We start from the raw sequence: 17,454 nt of genomic DNA, 5'->3' as shown, positions 1-17,454 counted from the left end.
TTTTATAAACAAAGACTCGTTCGCTCGCGCTGCACAAAATCCTGCACCCGCGGCAGACACTAAATTGCATGGAATTCAACACAATTATGAGTCAAAAATCTAATCTGTTACTAGCATCCCTTCTATTGATATCGTCATGCACAAATGTCTATCTGTTCAAAGAAACTCAAAAGTGGAAGACTGCCTGGACAAATCAGTTCATAACAACCAGCGAAATTGAGCAACTTCTCAAAGCCTCTAGCGCCGATCCTTCAATAGAAGGAATTAAAACATTGGCAGAAAGCCAGTTTGGCACAAGCTCCGTCCAAGCGGTTGAAGTCAGTGACATACATACCTATTTCGGGTCGGATAACATCGGACTCAAGGTCAACAATACACTACTATTATTTAAAGATGGACTTTATCATGGCAGTAAAGCCGACCTTCCGTAGTATTGATACCCGATATAATCGCTAAACAAATAATAATCCGAACAAAATTTACGCGGTAAGGTAAATAGCTTCATAAGATCGGCAGAAGATACAAGGTTAAAACACTAACAGCACAGCCATCATGAAGAATAACGTCCTTAGCCAAACACAAGAACTCTTGTTCCCGAATCTCTTCCTCAGATCCGATCGGTACTTCCGCGCAGCTTGAACAAGATTTGGGTCTCACTGTCCATGCATTACCAGATCAGCTCAGCCATTTCGATCTGCTTGGCTTTATTCCGCTTGACCCGGAGGAAAACATTATGATCGCACATGTCGCAATACCCGTTAGTAATTATTCGAAGTCAAAAGAATTTTACAACACAACTCTTAAACCCCTCGGTTATAAAAACAATATGGAGTATGGTGAAGCAGCGGGCTTCAACGATGGAAAAAATACCGATTTTTGGATAAGCAAAAGCGATACGGTTACGAAAACTCATTTGGCATTCGAAGCAAAAAGTCAAAAAGAAGTCGAAGCATTCTATTCCGCCGCGCTCAAGGCTGGCGGCAAAGACAACGGCGGCCCAGGATATCGCCCCGAGTATTGGCCGGGATATTACGCTGCTTTTGTTTATGATCCGGACGGCCACAATATTGAAGCCGTTTGGTATGATTACAGCGCTGATAAGTGAATGCTTTAGTTATATCTGCCCTGTCGTTTTGCATAAACATTGCGACTGGGCTCTCAAGCAAAAAATGCGTCTTTAACAATTTATCGAGCAAATGCCTATGAAAGCCTTTCGTTTGATTTGTATAAATATTCCTTTATATAAACAACTCAAAAGGCACCACAATGAATTTTATTGCAATATCTCAGGATACTCTGTCGGACGAAAGAGTTCACAACTCCGAATCCCTGCAACAATTATGTGATCTGGTCATTAATATTTATCCTAACCGATCGCCCGTACTGCCGTGGGCAGGGTATCTGGCGGAACAAGATGGGGTCTTTATAGGATCTTGCGCATTCAAAACCCCTCCTAAAAATGGCGAAGTAGAAATTGCTTATTTCACCTTTCCTGAATACGAGGGGCAAGGAGTGGCAACTTGCATGGCTCGATGGCTTCTTGATCTTGCAAAAAAACAGGGAATCAATCGTATTAAAGCCCAAACACTTCCAGAAGAGAATGCCTCAACGCATATTCTGCGGAAACTCAATTTTATTTTTGCGGGGGAAGTTATGCATCCTGAAGATGGCAAAGTATGGGAGTGGCATCTATGAGGTGGAAGATGGACGGGCATAACCTATCAAGGCTATTAAATGAAGTTAGATATGTTCAAAGATGGGCGCAAGCATATTCGTGCTTGCGCATTATTTTGCCTATTAGATACCAATTTCGCGATTATTCTATAAATCGCTGCCCAATCAGCAATCCAGAAGAAAACATCTAAAACCGTCCCGACCAAAGACTTGACGAAATGTAGCTTCGACGGTAGCTTTGGCAAGCCTTCACTCAGACCCTAATGTCTCTGCATCTCACCAGAGATGCCACTGTGCACAACATTGGCGTCAAAGCAAAACAAGGAGCAAAGATGAAATTTGACATGTCAATATCCGACAATTACGCATCGTTTATCGACGAGAAAACCGGAATGGCCGTATTCGTTGATTCATTTGACAATAGAGAATTTGAAGTGAGGATCGGAAGCATCGATGAGTCGAAGCTTGCGGGAACAGTTCTAGCCACGAGCTCAGAAGAACTCAATCAAAAACTCCACGAGTTATTCAGCAAATTCCAGGGAGCGCAATAAAATGGGGATTGCACTTGACGAAATAACGATGCTTGAAACCATTCTAAACGAAAAGTTCAGACAGGAAAGACTCCGATTTAAAATGTCCGTGCATTTCGTTCGGGACCGAATGAATGACCCAAGAAATAATCCAGCAATTACCATTACCGAACTCCAGAGCATCTTCAACCGATTAACTACAGTTCATATAAGCAACCTTTTGCGCCTAAAGCACAATGCTCCTTCAATGTTCGTTGCACTAAAACCGACATCAATATTCCGTGTGTAATGTCAAAGAAAATTGACGAGACAGGCGAGTTCCAAAAGGAGGTAATTGCAATAACAGTAATGCGAAAAGCGAACTTCATTTCAAAAGATGCCATTGAATTTAAAGTTTAGACTCTACCAAGCTATTAAATAAGATCTCCATTTCACGCAAGCGCGCCGGGATTCATGCTTTTGAAGGGCTTACATATGGTGCCCTGGCGCCTTTAGACCTTACAACCTGCCTCTTGCAGCAACACCTCTAGAGCACGGAAAATAAAACTATACTGTTTGTTTACCGTCACCCTTGCCCCATTCCACATAGCAGCTAAAAGTATGGAAAACGTTATAGTCGCCGACCTAACCAACCCTCTGCATTCTCGTGCAACGATTGAGCTATTGAACGAATATGCGCAGACAGAAGCGGGAGGTGGCCGAGAATTATCGGAAACCGTTAAACAAAATCTTATTCCTGAGCTAATCAAACGCTCGCACGCTTTTGTCGTTATAGCTTTTATCGATGATGAACCCGCAGGCCTAGCAATTGGTTTTGAAGGCTTTTCCACCTTTGCCTGCAAGCCTTTACTGAATATCCATGACTTTGTCGTATCCGCCAAATTTCGCGGCCGCAGGTTGTCTTACAAACTTCTTGCAAAGGTTGAGGAACTGGCTAGGGAGCGTGGCTGCTGCAAAATTACGTTGGAGGTATTAGAGGGCAATGTAATCGCCCAAAAGGCCTACCGCTCTTTTGGCTTTGAGGGTTATGAGTTGGATCCGCAAATGGGCAAGGCTTTGTTCTGGCAGAAAAAGCTGATTTGAAATCTCGATAGCGAACATCAGGATTGTTTTGAGAATCCTAATCGAGAGGTGTGTGTCGGAAGGCGGCTGCGCCTTTTTCAACCTACGCTATCTTTGCTTTAGCCCTTTTATTGATCGCACAATATTTTCCGCGGTTTGATCAATAACTCTTTGCCGTGCTTCCGCGCTGGCCCAGGCGCAGTGGGGAGTGAGAATTAAATTCGGCAATTTGGCTTGCAGAAGTGGGTGATCCTCTGGCGGCGGTTCGGTGGAGAGGACATCCAATGCAGCGCCGCCCAGTTTTTTGTCGCACAGAGCTTCGATCAATGCTTGCTCATCGATTAATCCTCCTCGCGAAGTATTAATCAAAAATGCACCCTGCTGCATCAACGCGAGTGTTTTTGCATTGATCAATTTGGCGTTGTCCGCTGTGAGCGGGCAATGCAGGGTGAGTATATCGCTGCGAGTGAGCACTTCAGTAAAAGGCAATCTTCCTGGACGCGGCGCGCTTTCAGGGCGTTCGGCGATCAATATTTCCATGCAAAAAAAGCGCGCAATTTCCGCAACGCGCTGACCTATATCACCGTAGCCAACAATTCCCAATTTCATGCCTTGCAATTCGCGCAGAGGATAATCGAGCACACAAAACATGGGCGAACGACTCCATTCGCCCTGCGCTATCGCGTGCTGATATTGCGGCAAGCTGCGCACCAGGGCGAGCAACAACATAAAGGCATGTTGCGCGACCGTTTCCGTGCTATAGCCTTTGCAGTTGGCGACGGTAACACCGTGATCCGCCGCCGCTTGCAAATCCACGTTATTGACTCCGGTTGCAGTGATGCACACCAAACGCAAATTGGGCCGCGTCTGAAAAAAATCGCGTTCGAGTTTTACTTTATTGGTAATTACGCACCAGGCATGCGGATGGCGCTCGGCAAGCTCTCGCGCGCTGGTTTGCGGATATATATGGAGAGGCTTGGCGACTTCGTGCAGGCGCGTGAAATCCACATCGCCGCAGTCGACGGTGGCAGCGTCGAGAAATACCGCGCCGCCGGAGAAATCAACAACAGACATCAATAATGTTCCTTAACCTACCACGAACGCAGCAGCTCAGTGGCTTCATTGATAATCGATGCAATACGTTCAGCGGCGCTGCATGCCTGGTCGAGCTGGCCGCAGGATTGGCCACAATAAAGCGCCATATCATCCAATTGGCCGGTGGCGTCCGCCAAGGGTGAGTCGGTGGAATAAAGGTAAACCGGCTGACCGTCTTGCTGGCCGATGATGGTATCAGGGTCGGCGTGTCGATACTTGCCTTCGGTTACCGCATTTTTAAGTACTCGCACTGGCGCCGGCTCGTGCCAGTTGCGGGCAAAAATGGTGGTGTAGAGCGTATCGTCCGCCCCGGCGGCGAGTACGCACTCTTGGTGATGTGGATGAGCGTTGGATTCGTGAGTGGCAAGCAGCGCAGTTCCCAAGCTCGCTCCCTGAGCGCCGAGCGCCAATGCCGCAACCAAGGCGCGGCCGCTGGCAATACCGCCGGATGCCACAACCGGCACCGGACTTTTGGCGGCGATCACCGGCAAAAGGCCAAACAGGCTGGTAGTACCGCGCACATGCCCGCCCGCTTCATATCCCTGAACGATCAAAACATCCACGCCAGCTTCCAGCGCCAAGTCGGCATCGCGCTCGCTGCCCACTTGGTGGATCACCTGCACGCCCTCCTCTTTCAGATGACGCACCAGAGCTTTATCCACATCCCAGAACAGCACCAAGGCAGGCACTTGCAGACGCAGGCAGGCAGCTACTTGGTCGCGCAAAAGATCAGGCTTGGTGGAGGCCGGAATCAAATTAACGGCAAAACGCCGGTCGGTAAGTTCTCGCAGCGCCCGCACCTCCGCTTCGATCAAGGCCACCGGCTCGCGTACCATGCCCATTACGCCAAAACCACCGGCCTCACAAACCGCTGCAGCCAATTTATGCCGCGCCACGCCGCCCATTCCGGCCAACATAATGGGCAGATCGCAGCCGAGGGTTTTTACAAGGGGTGTTTGGAGGGCGGGGTGCGAATCGTTGGACATAAGCAATCAGTGTTTGTTGATGAGTTTTTGCAGAAAGTCGCGCAGCACTATGGCCTGGTTGTGTTCCGTATCGTGAGCGGAATAAAGAAGAGTAATGGTTTTAGGATGATTTTTCAGCAGAGGTTGAAGCTCCGATTCCACGTCTTTGCGATTTGCAGTTAATTCTTCTTCATAACTTTCGCAGAAGACTTCCCACTTATCGAGGTCATGATTGAACCATTTACGCAGTTCAGTGCTGGGCGCCATATCTTTCCACCAGGCATCCATATGCAGATCTTCTTTCTTTTTACCCCGCGGCCAAACGCGATCCACCAGTATGCGCACTCCGTCGTCCTTGGCTGGCGGGTCGTAAATGCGTTTGATGTTGATGTGCGGCTTCATCATTTATCTTCTCGTGGTTTCGTTGCGTAATGGCAGTATTCCCAATTACCACAAAATCTATATCCGCTGGCTGTACGCCACCACCCAAATAGCTTTTTCAAAGTGCTTCGGAAATATATACGCTGCGTATCGAGCTGTTATGACGGTAAGATGGCCGACATGGAAAATTCTGTATACCGCAAATGCTATTAAAAGAGATCCTCAGCGCTGTCGCCATAGCTCTGACGTTAATCGGGTTTTATCCTTATTTGCGTGGCATTATTCGAGGTACTACAAAACCGCATGTTTTTTCCTGGGTAATTTGGGGCGCTACAACGTTTGTTGTTTTTCTGGCGCAGCTCCAGGCAGGCGGTGGTATCGCAGTATGGCCTATTGGTATTTCGGGCTCGATCACAATTTTGATTGCGATAATTGCTTATATAAAAAGATCGGATATCACGATTACGCGGACCGATTGGTTATTTTTTTCCGCGGCCATGTCTTCACTACCATTGTGGTATGCAACCTCAGATCCCACTTGGGCAGTCGTCGCATTGACGTTTGTTGATCTTCTGGGTTTTGGTCCAACACTTAAAAAAGTCTATACAAATCCTTATTCTGAATCGCTGGGATTCTACGGGCTATTCGCCACACGCAATACGCTGGTGGTAATGGCCTTGGAAAATTATTCCGTTGCCACATTGCTGTTTCCCGCTGCCGTAGCCATCGCCTGTATTTTTATTATATTGCTTATCATTTATAAACGACGCTCAAGGGCAGGCTAACAGCAAAGATACAGACTTATCACCTCTAACCAATTGCGCTTGATGCCCATACATTGGATGTGCTCTTATTGCCGACTATGAGCCCTTATTTGCTCAGTTAACTTATCCAACCAGGAAGCTAAAAATAATGAATTCCACAGCCGAAAAACTCTCAGTTGTTGAAAAGATTGGCTACAGCCTTGGCGATCTCGCCGCCAATCTTATTTTTCAAACGCTTGTTACATTTATCGTGTTTTTCTATGTCGACGTTTATGGCATACCTGCAGGTACAGCTTCCTTTATCACGTTTTTTTGCGGCTGGGCTGCGGCATTCTTCAGCCCAATAATGGGTATCATTGCCGACCGAACAGATACCCGCTGGGGTAAATTTCGGCCTTGGATACTCTGGACGGCCATTCCTTTCGGCGCGATTGCGCTTCTGACCTTTAGCACGCCTGACCTGGGTGATGACGGTAAAGTCATTTATGCTTTCGTCACTTATCTCGCTCTTATGCTGATCTACTCCGCCAACAACCTGCCCTACGCTGCTCTCAGTGGTGTTCTCACAGGTAATATGCAGCAACGCAATAGTCTGTCGGCTTATCGCTTTGTTGCTGTGATGATCGCACAATTTATTATTCAGGCGCTTTTACTGCCGCTGATTTTGATCGCAGGGAATGGAGATAAAGCCGAAGGCTTTAAAAACATCATGACGTTTTTCTCCATTATCGGCGTTATTTTCTTTTTTATTACTTTTTTCACGACCAGAGAACGTGTCCTTCCGGTTACACAGGAAAAATCCCGCATTCTTGATGATGTCAAAGACCTGTTCAGCAACCGTCCCTGGTTGATTATGCTGCTGGTTACGGTGTTGATCTTTGTGAACATCACTTTGAAAGGCGGCAGCTATGTGTACTATTTCCAGAATTACGTCAGCGAAAGCCATGCGGCCATTTTCCTGGAAGACATAGGCTTCAACTCCATGATCGCAGGCCTCAATAACCTTTTGACCAACATGGGCTTAACAGAATTTCACTGGCCAAACGATCCTTCCACTTCTGCCTTCAGCCTGTTTAACGCGGGCGGCATTATTTTGATGATCGTTGGCATCGCATTTTCCAAACCTTTGGCAGACCGCTTCGGCAAACGTGATGTGTACGCGATTTCTTTATTTATTTCCACATTGTTTTTGCTGGTCTTTTATTTCTATCCACCAGAAGCCATAGGCGCCATGTTTATTTCCCAGATTCTGCACGGTTTCTTCTACGGCATTTCCATTCCTTTGTTGTGGGCAATGATCGCCGACGTGGCGGATTACTCCGAATGGAAAAACAACCGTCGCGCAACCGCCGTTATTTTCTCCGCCATGCTGTTTGGCCTCAAAGGGGGCTTGACCATCGGTACCGCATTGGTCGCTGCGCTTTTGGGACTTTACAATTACAACCCCAATATGGTTGCCCAGTCTGCAGAGACGCTAAACGGCATTAAGTTATTAGTCAGCCTCTACGCCTCCCTGCCCTTCCTGATTGCAACGGCTTTGTTGTTTTTCTATGAAATCAATAAAAACAAGGAGCTTACGATTGAGCGGGAACTTGCGGAGCGTAGATTGGATGCGGGCATAGCCTAAGCTTTTTATTTTTCTAGCGGCGGGTTCGGCAGGATTTCGTCATACCAAAATCTGTTGAATTCCGCCTCGAAGAATAAACTAAGCGTCCATATCAATCAGTTGATGATATTGCGATTAACTTTTTCATTTCCCCAAACCAAGTTATAAATTTTCATACTGAGAATAGGCACCGAAAGCAGCAGTGTTATTCCATTAGCCGCAATAATAATGACGTCATCCCTCATCACACCGTAAATCAGCCAGACGGTAACGCCAGCGACGAACATGCCATACATTCCCAGTGAAAGTGTTCGGGTGTCGCGAGATCGCAAGGTGAGGAGAGCTTGGGGAGCGAAAGAAAAAGTAGTAAAAAATGCGGCTATATAACCAATAACGTCAGCAGACATGGGATACGACTTCCGGCAAATGGCGGCGATTGTAATGGATCGCTCAGCAATTCACCAACCAGTCTTAATAAACCCCGCCAAATGATGCGCATTAAAAAGCCGCCTCAATAGCCTTCGCGACTCTTGAGGCGGCTTGTACCGAGTGTTGATTCAATCTTGATATTAAATGCGGACATAGTCCGGTATCAGAACCCCGCCTTTATTTTGTGAAAGCAGACCAAACTGGTTGAGACTGAGGCCAGCGATATTGCCTATATCTCGCAATAAATCGGCATTGGTACGCGATCCGATTCGCATAACATGTTTGTTGCCCCACATGATCTGCGGCTGCAAAACTCCTTTGGCGTCTTCTCGCATCAATTTGTCGACATTGGTGATACCAGTGATGACATCCGGTCGAATCAGGCGGCCTGTCTGAATGCGACTCCCACCGCCAATTAAAATGTGGCCCTTCAACAACACATCGTGCATGCCATCCGCCACCTCTCCACTCAACACTATCAATGTGTTATCGAGTAATGAGCGGCCGTCCACATCAGTAATGGCGTCGAGACTCAGCGCGAAATCCCGCATCGCCTCGGCAAATTCCACGCGCGTACTCCACCAGGTCTCGGTGTTGTTATGAGCGTGCTCGTGGTGGAATTGCGATATAGGATGGAGATCGCCAATGCCCAATACTGCTGTAGTGGTCATATCGTTGGCAAAAGCGACCTTGATCATATCCAGATATTGCCGCAAATCGATGAGGCGATTGTTCTGTTTGACTGGAATTTCTGCGAGCTTATAGCCGCCGTTATTGGCCACCACCGGTTTACGCTTGTCTTCTACACTGACAATAGCTTGCAGATAGCGGCGGATTTTCTCCCGTTCGGAAGTCGCTAATCCATCGAGCCGGCGTTCGGCAGGATTGCGAATGGTGCTGAAAATGGTGTTAACCAGTTGCGCTTCAACATCATTAGCCGGATTACTTCCACCCGCAGGCGAGTCTGGCAAATTCTTAAATACGCTGTTGTAGGCATCAAACGCAGTGGTATAAAACGGCTGAACGCTTCCAGAACCATCAATACTGATCGGATGGTATCTCACGCCCCAGGATGCATACCCGGCACTCAATCGCAAAGTGGTTTTTTTCGATTTTTCTTGCAGAAGATAATCGAGAGATGGGGTTGGCGACAAAGGCATCTGGCTATCATAGGCAGAGGTTTTCTCTCCAAAGGGCACACCTGCCGTAAACATGTCCGCATAAGACAAGTCATGGTTATTGCCCCAGTTACCCAGCGTCAGCAAACCATCAACGACCACACATTTATCGCGAATGCTGTTGAACGGACTCAATCCAGGAGGAAACTCGTATTCATATTCGTTACCCTGCATGAATTGGTTGCTGGACCCACCAATCCCCCAGCCGTGCTGTAACGCCACCAGTAACACGCGATAAGGTGCGGTAGGTGTCTGGGCGAGCAACCGCTCTGCAGCGGTTGTAGAAAGAAGTCCAATACCGGCCAAAGATTTAATCAGGCCGCGACGGGAAATTTTCGTGCTTATATCACTCATGGGAACACCTACTATTGCACTTGTCTGCGCTTGGTAAAACTTTCCAATTGGATCAAGGAATCCAAGAGACTCTTCACCGTCGGGCCGCGAGAGTTCAGCTGCGTCCTATATTTCTTCAATTCACACGAGGTTTCGCTCAAATCCTGACTCAAGTAATGTTCCAGGAAGCGGCGAGAAACACAGCTGGCCATACGCTCAGAATTAACCAGGCCCGATGTGTATTCCACACTGTTTCCATAGGTCAACTCGAAGCCACCGGTGGTTCGCAAAGTTCCGGAGGCATCAATTGGTACGCTTCCTTTTTCGACAGTGCGGTAGCGACCAACCGCATCATAGTTTTCGAATCCAAATCCTGCGGGATCGATAAATTGATGGCAGCCATTACAAGTAGGTTGTGAGCTGTGAGTCAGTTGCAGCAATACTCTCTCGGACGTAGTCGCTGGATCGAGACTTGGCGGCGGTTCCTGGCTGTCAATTTGCGTGGGCGGAGAACCGAGCGACTCACACAAGAATTGTTCAAGCGTGAACACACCACGCTTAATAATTCCAGAGTGGTCCAATGTGGAATGTGCGGCCAAAAAGATTGGATGGCTCAAAATTCCATATCGTTGCGCCGGGTCCAGAGATGTCAACTCGAGCGAATCGGAGGCAACGGAGGCACCAAAGAAGCCTTGAGTGGCCTTGCTTACATAAAAATCGTTGCCACCAAACACATCCATGTAATTGGCATCACCTTTAATACGGTCAGACAACATAAGTTCGGCACTGGTCAAAAGCTCTCGTCGAATTGCATCGGTAAAACCGAGCGCTTCCGCCTTCGCAACCGTCAAGCCCATTTCCAGTTTTAAATAGTCCTTATAAATTTCCACCAACGCTTTATTTGCCTTGGGATCAGCAAACATGCGATCGACTTGATTCTGCAATTCTGCCACGGTCAGTGGTGAACTCTTACGCGCCAAGTTCAGCAGCGTTTGATCGGGAGTAGAATTCCAGATGGTATAAGCCAGCAGTGTGACAATTTCATAATTGTCGAGCTGGCGGTACTCGCCTGCGGCGGTACCAATCTCACTGCGGAACAGGAAGTTGGAACTCATAATCAAACTATTAAGAGCAAATTCCAGCTTCTTCTGATTATTGCTGAACTTTGCAATGCCGCTGGCCAGATCAGTGAGCTCATCAGGGGTCAGCGGACGGCGCCATAATTTCTCACCAAAATCCGCAACTATTGTGTCAACACAAGTCGCAGCCGAATTCTGGGCGCACTGTTTAACAGTGTTGTTACCCTCAATGATCGAGACTACCCAGTCACGTGACGAGTCATATAAACGCTCCAGGTTGATGGCATTGATATTCAAGCGGTCAGCAAGAGTATTCATACCAATGAGCTTGAAACCATCTTCCATATTGGGCACGGAATCCTCTGCGAAAATATTGCCGAAAATATCCCGCAAAGAATTCATGATCTGCACTTCAGACAACCTGCGCAGCTTGGGTTCTAACAAGCCACTCTGGATCTGACAGCTGGCATTTTCTGAATAAACTTTGCCAGTCACTTTTTCTGTCAGAAGCTCGCCGTTCTGATAAATCGCCAGCTTCAGTTGAGCGCGCGACTTCAGCAGATTGTCTGGTACCACAACCGGAGTGGATGAAGTACCGCAAGGCAAACTGACTTCGTAATAAGGCACCGCAATAGGCTTATGGGCATTGGTAACCGTCACGTAGGCCAGCGTTTCTGGAGCATTGTGAGAACTGGAGACAATAAACACACGCTTAGGAGTGAAATTGACATTGCGCGCCGCATTTTTCATTTCCGGATTTGCGCAGTTATAGCAACCACCCACTTTCAACGAGCCATCTTCATAGGTAACGCGCAGAGTCGTTGGTGTAGGAGTGAGCTGCCCTTCATTCGGATTGGCCAATAGCAATCCATAGCCATCTAAATCACCGGAATTACCGCTGTCTTCTGCTAAACCATTTCGCCCAGACCAATGCAAGAACAATAATTGTCCCGACAGATCGTCTGTGCTCGACACCAGGATTCCGACTTTTGCGAATTCGTGCTCGACGTTGGCGACGGCTCTGATATTCAGAGTCAGGTCCAAATTACCGTTTTCAACACTGTCGGTAAGAGCGTTAAACCAGATTTCTTTGCGCCATATATTCTTGCCATCACCCACCAGAGCGATTTCGCCGTTGTCATCTACAGTGGCGATACTTTCGATCTCGACTTCAGAAATTCCATCTTCACGAGAAATAATCGCGCTATACGCCGTCGACAGATCCACGCCCGCATCAGGATCAACCACTTTCACAAGTACATCCGATGCTCCTGCCTGACAGCTCAGATCAAACTTCAGACCGGTTTCATCGAATGACAGATTGGTAATCTCGAGCTTTTCACTACCGGTGGCCGGTGGGGTGCGATAAGCCCAGAGATACATCGCAATATCCTGCGCGCATGCCTCATCACCACAGGCCGGAGCAAAGCGACGCATGGCTTCATTAATAAATTTCGCCAGCTCCTCTACGCTGGAGTCTGAATATGTCTTCTCATACATATTCAACGAAGGATATGTGAAATTGTTGACGTCAAACGGCATTAACCCGCCAAATTGGCCATTCCAGTTATCCAGGTGGCAATTCCCACAACCAGCTGCGTCAAATGCTACTTTTCCGCGCGCCACACCTCCGGCAAAGCCACCGGCTGATGAACTGCTGCTTGACGACGAACTGCTTGATGAGCCCGAAGAAGAGCTGCTCGACGAGGAACTACTGCTCGATGATGAACTGGAAGATGAACTCGATGAACTGCTCGATGAGGAGCTGGAAGATGAACTCGATGAACTGCTCGATGAGGAGCTGGAAGATGAACTCGATGAACTGCTCGATGAGGAGCTGGAAGATGAACTCGACGAACTGCTCGAACTGGAAGACGAACTGCTCGAACTGGAAGACGAACTGCTCGAACTAGAAGATGAGCTGCTCGATGAAGAACTGGACGAGCTAGATGCACTGCTGGCCGCGCTCGAGCTGGACGAACCGGGGATCACAACACCACCAGAGCCAGACGAAGAGCTTGAGGAAGCAGAGCTCGATGAAGCAGAGCTTGAAGACGACGAACTGCTGGAAGAGCTACTAGAAGAAGAGCTGCTCGAAGATGAGCTGCTATCTACCCCCGAACCGGATGATGAACTAGCTGCCGAAGAGCTGCTTGCCGAAGGACTTTGTGAAGGAGACCCGCTGGATGTACCTGGCAAATCTTTTTTCGGAGCTTCTGGAGAATTGCTGCATGCAGTAAGCGCCAGGCATACAGCCAGCGCGCACACTTTCGCTTTGAGCCACATAAAAACCTCTTATCCATGGCCCGGTGTAAAAGGGCCGCGCTCAGTGTCGGGATACTCTTAACCGTCTCCGCGGCACAAACAGGTCAAAAACCAACCTATCTGTTTTTTGGATTTCAGAACCAAACGGAGGGTTACAAATGAAGAAGGTGATAACGGCACGTTGCCACGCGCCAATATACACGCTTCGCTTATTATGAAAGCTCAACTCCCTGAATGAGGACGGGCTTTTAGCCTGTTTTGCGAACCATATCACGAAACGAAACGACCCCATTCCGCATTCGCACGTAAGCACCCACAGACATTGAATCGAAATGTGCCAATCGACGCCAAAACAATACTTTCTCGTCCCAAATTAATTAAGAAATCTTTTGGTAATTATTGGCACACAAATCAACACAAATTGATTTAAGAGCTGTTGGAAAAATTTGCTCTGTGTGGCTTCGTTTTTTTAAAACAAATAGGAGACAGCACCACATTTGCGCGCACTCTGATTATTTTGGTGCAAAGCAATATTTATCCGTGCACCACTCTATTTCCCGCTTAGCCCCCGGCAAGGAAATTGCTCTTAGCCCCCGGCAAGGAAATTGCTCATAGTCAGTGGCTATGGTGCTGTCCGAATTTCTACGTTTCGCTTAAGCGGTAGCACCTGTCATTTGCCAACGAAGATGCTGATTTTTAAACAGCAAAAATCCTGAGGGGGATACGGATGATGAAACCATTATTAGCCCTGGCAATTTGCACATTCAGCGCGAGTGCAGCTGCAGAAGTGATAGTGCCCGTTCATTTGGTCAACGAAAAAGGTGTTGGCGAAAAAATCGGTTCCATCACAGTTACCGAATCTACACATGGCGTGCAATTTAAACCAGATCTGCGAGATCTCCCACCCGGCCAGCACGGTTTTCACGTTCACGAAAATGGCAGCTGTGAACCTGCCGAAAAAGATGGAAAGATAAATGCGGCTGGCGCAGCAGGCTCCCATTACGATCCACATGAAGCCAAAAAGCACGGAGCTCCTTGGGGTGATGGACACTTAGGTGATTTACCCGCTCTTACGGTAAATACCAATGGCACATCAACCCAGCCGATTGTGGCTCCGCGCTTGAAATTGTCTGAAATTAATAATCGAGCCCTGATTATTCACGCGGGCAGTGATAATTATTCTGATTATCCTGAACCTCTCGGCGGCGGTGGTGCGCGAATTGCGTGTGGGGTTATAGCGGAAAAGCAAAATACAGCGGATCAGGAAAATTCTGACGATCCAATGACAGGCGGAGTTTCGCAAGAATCCAAATAAATTTTACAAGGCGCCTCAATGGCGCCTTTATTATTTCCACCGAAGCAGATTTGGCAATCTCAAACCCGATTCTCAGTAAAAATCAAAATAATTTTAATAAAGAACAAATTGTACGTAGGCGTACAGATGGCTCGCTTATCAACACGCAAATTAGCGCTTTCATATTAGATCAATGAGCGAGGCGCGGCATGAGCGGGAAAAAATTCGATAATGTAAAAGGTGCAGGATCCATTTTAAAAACGGTTTCGGGGCCGTCTTCATCACCACCACCGGACAGTATTGCTGCGTCCAATGATGTCGGTGAACGATTGTTATCGAAAAAAAGTGGTGAAATTCTTACATCCGCCGCCATGTCCCACAATCCCAATAAAGCGGGCGAATACGGTGATGCGGCGCGCATCCCGACAATGGGCGCAACCACCAATCCCCCCGGCCCCGATGTAACAGGAAGCACGTCTTCGGAAATTAATCCTTCTGAGAAAACAGGTAGCAGCGCACCGATTTTTAGTGATAACGCTACGGTCGCTCCGCTCGATCGTGTGCGAGTAGATAGCAGCAACCAGGCATTGACGACTAACCAAGGCGTTCCAGTAGCCGATAATCAGCATTCATTAAAAGTCGGGCTGCGAGGCCCTTCGGCGCTGGAAGACTTTATTCTGCGCGAAAAACTGACCCATTTCGATCACGAGAGAATTCCTGAGCGAGTTGTGCACGCACGCGGTTCTGCCGCGCACGGTTATTTCGAAGCTTATCAATCACTCGCGCAATACACTGCAGCTGCACCGTTTGCCGAAGCAGGCAAACGCACGCCGGTTTTTGTGCGGTTTTCTACCGTCGCCGGCGAGCGCGGCTCCATGGATACGGCGCGCGATGTGCGCGGTTTCGCCGTGAAGTTTTACACCGAACAAGGCAATTGGGATTTGGTTGGCAATAATATTCCGGTGTTCTTTATCCAGGACGCGATGAAATTTCCGGATTTGGTACACGCGCTGAAACCCGAGCCTCACCACGCTATGCCGCAGGCATCGAGCGCACATGATACATTCTGGGATTTTGTTTCACTGACTCCGGAATCCGCTCATATGCTGCTCTGGGTTATGTCGGATCGCGCTATTCCGCGCAGCTATCGCACTATGCAGGGATTTGGCGTACACACTTTCCGGCTGGTTAACGCAGAAGGTGAATCTGTTTTCTGCAAATTTCACTGGACACCAATTGCCGGCACTCACTCTCTTGTATGGGATGAAGCCGCAAAACTTGGCGGCGCCGATCCCGATTATCATCGCCGCGATTTGTGGGAGGCGATCGAATCCGGCAATTACCCTGAATGGGAATTGGGCCTGCAAATTTTTACCGAACAAGAGGCCGACGCGTTTCCATTTGATATTCTGGACCCCACTAAAATCGTTCCAGAAGAATTGGTGCCTGTCACGCCCGTTGGTCGATTGGTATTAAATCGCAATCCCGACAATTTTTTTGCCGAAACCGAGCAAGTCGCCTTTTGTACCGCGCATATTATTCCCGGGCTGGATTTTACCAACGATCCGCTGCTGCAAGGGCGTATCCATTCGTATGTCGATACACAATTGACGCGCCTGGGCGGACCGAATTTTCACGAAATTCCCATCAATACGCCGATTGCACAAATCCATAACAACCAGCGCGACGGTTTCCATCGGCAGGCTATTAATCGCGGCCGCGTCAATTACGAGCCTAATTCACTCGCAGGCGGCTGTCCGTTTCAGGCGGGCGTAACAGGTTTTCGCAGTTTTCCTGAGCGTATACCAGCCGAAGATAAAGTGCGCGGTAAACCGGAATTATTTGCTGATCATTATTCACAGGCACGCTTATTCTGGATCAGCCAAACCGAGACAGAAAAAAATCATATTATCAACGCGTTTCGCTTTGAATTGACGCGTGTGCAAGTGCCTGCGGTCCGGCAACGCGTATTAGCCTTATTAGCGAATGTCGACCTCACATTGGCGAGTGGAGTAGCAGAAGGATTGGGCATGGATGTGCCACCTCCGCTTCCCCTCGCCACCACCCGTCCAATGCACAATTACGCGCCGTCACCGGCGTTATCACTGCTTTCACGTCCGGGCGCGGTGGGCATAGCCACCCGCAATGTAGCTATATTGGTGGCTGATGGCGCGGAAGCCGATGCAGTGAAAGCCATTTACACCGCATTGTTACAAGATGGCGCAGTGCCGCGTATTGTCGCCGGTCGCTTAGGAAAAATAACAACGCTTGACGGTGGCACGTTGGATGTGGAAATTACCCTGGACGCTGGGCCTTCGGTCCTCTATGACGCAGTGGTAATTGCCGACGGCGCGGATGCATGCCAGAGACTAGCGCTCGATGCTCACGCGCTGGAATTTGTGCGTTTACAATATCGCCACTGCAAGCCAATTTTGGCGTTGGGTATTGGAGCCGATTTGCTCGCCGCAGCAGGAATTCCTACAACTTTGCCGGATGGCTCTATAGATGCAGGCATTATCACTGCGGCCAGTGCGCAATGGAGTGCCGGTTATGCAAGTTTTACCTCAGTTCTCACGTCACATCGCTTTTATATTCGTGAGACCTATCCACCGGTTGTTTAAACGATTCGGAATCATCGGGTGTCACACCCGATGATTCTATCGCAGGTTATTTATTACGAATTCCACATTCTGTTCTAACAAGCCCGTCCCCCATATACCCAAAGCTTCTTTAGCAAACCTTGACGGTAGTGGGCTTTACGAGTAGCTTGAAAATCCTTTTGGCAACATCACCACCTCT

At 48.3% G+C, this 17,454-nt stretch carries 16 protein-coding genes; 10 read left to right on the top strand and 6 right to left on the bottom strand.

Annotation, left to right across the window (positions count from 1 at the left end):
• Nucleotides 1–86: 86 nt before the first annotated feature.
• The 5 genes from DWB84_RS07000 to DWB84_RS06980 all read left to right on the top strand — a co-directional run bounded on the left by DWB84_RS07000 (nucleotide 87) and on the right by DWB84_RS06980 (nucleotide 3,287).
• Nucleotides 87–431 carry a hypothetical protein gene (locus DWB84_RS07000; RefSeq protein WP_187409067.1) on the top strand — a complete coding sequence of 115 codons (345 nt, stop codon included), beginning with the start codon at nucleotides 87–89 and terminating at the stop codon, nucleotides 429–431.
• Nucleotides 432–646: 215 nt separating this feature from the next.
• On the top strand, nucleotides 647–1,105 hold the full coding sequence (locus DWB84_RS06995) for a VOC family protein (protein WP_222868078.1): 459 nt from the start codon (nucleotides 647–649) through the stop codon (nucleotides 1,103–1,105).
• Nucleotides 1,106–1,266: 161 nt separating this feature from the next.
• Nucleotides 1,267–1,695 (top strand): GNAT family N-acetyltransferase, encoded by a 429-nt coding sequence (locus tag DWB84_RS06990; protein WP_187409066.1) that lies wholly within the window; start codon nucleotides 1,267–1,269, stop codon nucleotides 1,693–1,695.
• 242 nt (nucleotides 1,696–1,937) lie between these two features.
• Nucleotides 1,938–2,225, top strand: coding sequence for a hypothetical protein (locus tag DWB84_RS06985; protein ID WP_255428890.1), 288 nt, complete (start codon nucleotides 1,938–1,940; stop codon nucleotides 2,223–2,225).
• Between the two features lie 534 nt (nucleotides 2,226–2,759).
• A complete protein-coding gene (locus DWB84_RS06980) occupies nucleotides 2,760–3,287 on the top strand; it encodes an N-acetyltransferase (RefSeq protein ID WP_255428889.1) in 528 nt (175 codons plus the stop codon).
• Nucleotides 3,288–3,374: 87 nt separating this feature from the next.
• Here the strand turns inward: DWB84_RS06980 and DWB84_RS06975 are convergent, their stop codons facing one another.
• The 3 genes from DWB84_RS06975 to DWB84_RS06965 are packed head-to-tail and all read right to left on the bottom strand — an operon-like array spanning nucleotide 3,375 to nucleotide 5,731.
• Nucleotides 3,375–4,340 (bottom strand): D-2-hydroxyacid dehydrogenase, encoded by a 966-nt coding sequence (locus DWB84_RS06975; protein WP_187409065.1) that lies wholly within the window; start codon nucleotides 4,338–4,340, stop codon nucleotides 3,375–3,377.
• A gap of 17 nt (nucleotides 4,341–4,357) precedes the next feature.
• Nucleotides 4,358–5,347 (bottom strand): nitronate monooxygenase family protein, encoded by a 990-nt coding sequence (locus DWB84_RS06970; RefSeq protein ID WP_187409064.1) that lies wholly within the window; start codon nucleotides 5,345–5,347, stop codon nucleotides 4,358–4,360.
• Nucleotides 5,348–5,353: 6 nt separating this feature from the next.
• Nucleotides 5,354–5,731 carry a DUF488 domain-containing protein gene (locus DWB84_RS06965; RefSeq protein WP_255428888.1) on the bottom strand — a complete coding sequence of 126 codons (378 nt, stop codon included), beginning with the start codon at nucleotides 5,729–5,731 and terminating at the stop codon, nucleotides 5,354–5,356.
• Nucleotides 5,732–5,910: 179 nt separating this feature from the next.
• On the opposite strand from DWB84_RS06965, the gene DWB84_RS06960 reads away from it, so the two are divergent.
• Nucleotides 5,911–6,492 carry a hypothetical protein gene (locus tag DWB84_RS06960; RefSeq protein WP_187409063.1) on the top strand — a complete coding sequence of 194 codons (582 nt, stop codon included), beginning with the start codon at nucleotides 5,911–5,913 and terminating at the stop codon, nucleotides 6,490–6,492.
• Nucleotides 6,493–6,619: 127 nt separating this feature from the next.
• Nucleotides 6,620–8,098, top strand: coding sequence for an MFS transporter (locus DWB84_RS06955; protein ID WP_187409062.1), 1,479 nt, complete (start codon nucleotides 6,620–6,622; stop codon nucleotides 8,096–8,098).
• A gap of 95 nt (nucleotides 8,099–8,193) precedes the next feature.
• Here DWB84_RS06955 and DWB84_RS06950 read toward each other — a convergent pair whose 3' ends face one another.
• The 3 genes from DWB84_RS06950 to DWB84_RS06940 all read right to left on the bottom strand — a co-directional run bounded on the left by DWB84_RS06950 (nucleotide 8,194) and on the right by DWB84_RS06940 (nucleotide 12,479).
• Entirely contained in the window at nucleotides 8,194–8,484 is a 291-nt protein-coding gene (locus tag DWB84_RS06950; RefSeq protein WP_187409061.1) for a SemiSWEET family sugar transporter, read from the bottom strand.
• A gap of 162 nt (nucleotides 8,485–8,646) precedes the next feature.
• Nucleotides 8,647–10,038, bottom strand: a complete 1,392-nt coding sequence (locus tag DWB84_RS06945; RefSeq protein WP_187409060.1) for a DUF1552 domain-containing protein — start codon at nucleotides 10,036–10,038, stop codon at nucleotides 8,647–8,649.
• Nucleotides 10,039–10,049: 11 nt separating this feature from the next.
• Nucleotides 10,050–12,479, bottom strand: coding sequence for a DUF1588 domain-containing protein (locus tag DWB84_RS06940; protein ID WP_187409059.1), 2,430 nt, complete (start codon nucleotides 12,477–12,479; stop codon nucleotides 10,050–10,052).
• Between the two features lie 52 nt (nucleotides 12,480–12,531).
• Here DWB84_RS06940 and DWB84_RS06935 point away from each other — a divergent pair, with 52 nt between their 5' ends.
• From DWB84_RS06935 to DWB84_RS06925, 3 genes are all read left to right on the top strand, one after another.
• A complete protein-coding gene (locus DWB84_RS06935) occupies nucleotides 12,532–13,443 on the top strand; it encodes a hypothetical protein (RefSeq protein ID WP_187409058.1) in 912 nt (303 codons plus the stop codon).
• Between the two features lie 645 nt (nucleotides 13,444–14,088).
• Complete coding sequence (sodC, locus tag DWB84_RS06930) at nucleotides 14,089–14,676, top strand: superoxide dismutase family protein (RefSeq protein ID WP_222868077.1); 588 nt, start codon at nucleotides 14,089–14,091, stop codon at nucleotides 14,674–14,676.
• 188 nt (nucleotides 14,677–14,864) lie between these two features.
• On the top strand, nucleotides 14,865–17,276 hold the full coding sequence (locus DWB84_RS06925; protein ID WP_187409057.1) for a catalase: 2,412 nt from the start codon (nucleotides 14,865–14,867) through the stop codon (nucleotides 17,274–17,276).
• Nucleotides 17,277–17,454 lie beyond the last annotated feature (178 nt).

The sequence above is a fragment of the Saccharophagus sp. K07 genome (assembly GCF_014336955.1).
Classification (GTDB): domain Bacteria; phylum Pseudomonadota; class Gammaproteobacteria; order Pseudomonadales; family Cellvibrionaceae; genus UBA5868.
This window is presented reverse-complemented; position numbering and strand designations above follow the sequence as displayed.

Excerpts from the sequence above, each read along its gene's own strand:
- DWB84_RS07000 (WP_187409067.1), top strand. The coding sequence starts at position 87 with ATGAGTCAAAAATCTAATCTGTTACTAGCATCCCTTCTATTGATATCG.
- DWB84_RS06990 (WP_187409066.1), top strand. The coding sequence starts at position 1,267 with ATGAATTTTATTGCAATATCTCAGGATACTCTGTCGGACGAAAGAGTT.
- DWB84_RS06985 (WP_255428890.1), top strand. The coding sequence starts at position 1,938 with ATGTCTCTGCATCTCACCAGAGATGCCACTGTGCACAACATTGGCGTC.
- DWB84_RS06975 (WP_187409065.1), bottom strand. The coding sequence starts at position 4,340 with ATGTCTGTTGTTGATTTCTCCGGCGGCGCGGTATTTCTCGACGCTGCC.
- DWB84_RS06970 (WP_187409064.1), bottom strand. The coding sequence starts at position 5,347 with ATGTCCAACGATTCGCACCCCGCCCTCCAAACACCCCTTGTAAAAACC.
- DWB84_RS06965 (WP_255428888.1), bottom strand. The coding sequence starts at position 5,731 with ATGATGAAGCCGCACATCAACATCAAACGCATTTACGACCCGCCAGCC.
- DWB84_RS06960 (WP_187409063.1), top strand. The coding sequence starts at position 5,911 with ATGCTATTAAAAGAGATCCTCAGCGCTGTCGCCATAGCTCTGACGTTA.
- DWB84_RS06955 (WP_187409062.1), top strand. The coding sequence starts at position 6,620 with ATGAATTCCACAGCCGAAAAACTCTCAGTTGTTGAAAAGATTGGCTAC.
- DWB84_RS06950 (WP_187409061.1), bottom strand. The coding sequence starts at position 8,484 with ATGTCTGCTGACGTTATTGGTTATATAGCCGCATTTTTTACTACTTTT.
- DWB84_RS06945 (WP_187409060.1), bottom strand. The coding sequence starts at position 10,038 with ATGAGTGATATAAGCACGAAAATTTCCCGTCGCGGCCTGATTAAATCT.
- DWB84_RS06940 (WP_187409059.1), bottom strand. The coding sequence starts at position 12,479 with ATGTATCTCTGGGCTTATCGCACCCCACCGGCCACCGGTAGTGAAAAG.
- DWB84_RS06935 (WP_187409058.1), top strand. The coding sequence starts at position 12,532 with ATGGCTTCATTAATAAATTTCGCCAGCTCCTCTACGCTGGAGTCTGAA.
- sodC (WP_222868077.1), top strand. The coding sequence starts at position 14,089 with ATGATGAAACCATTATTAGCCCTGGCAATTTGCACATTCAGCGCGAGT.
- DWB84_RS06925 (WP_187409057.1), top strand. The coding sequence starts at position 14,865 with ATGAGCGGGAAAAAATTCGATAATGTAAAAGGTGCAGGATCCATTTTA.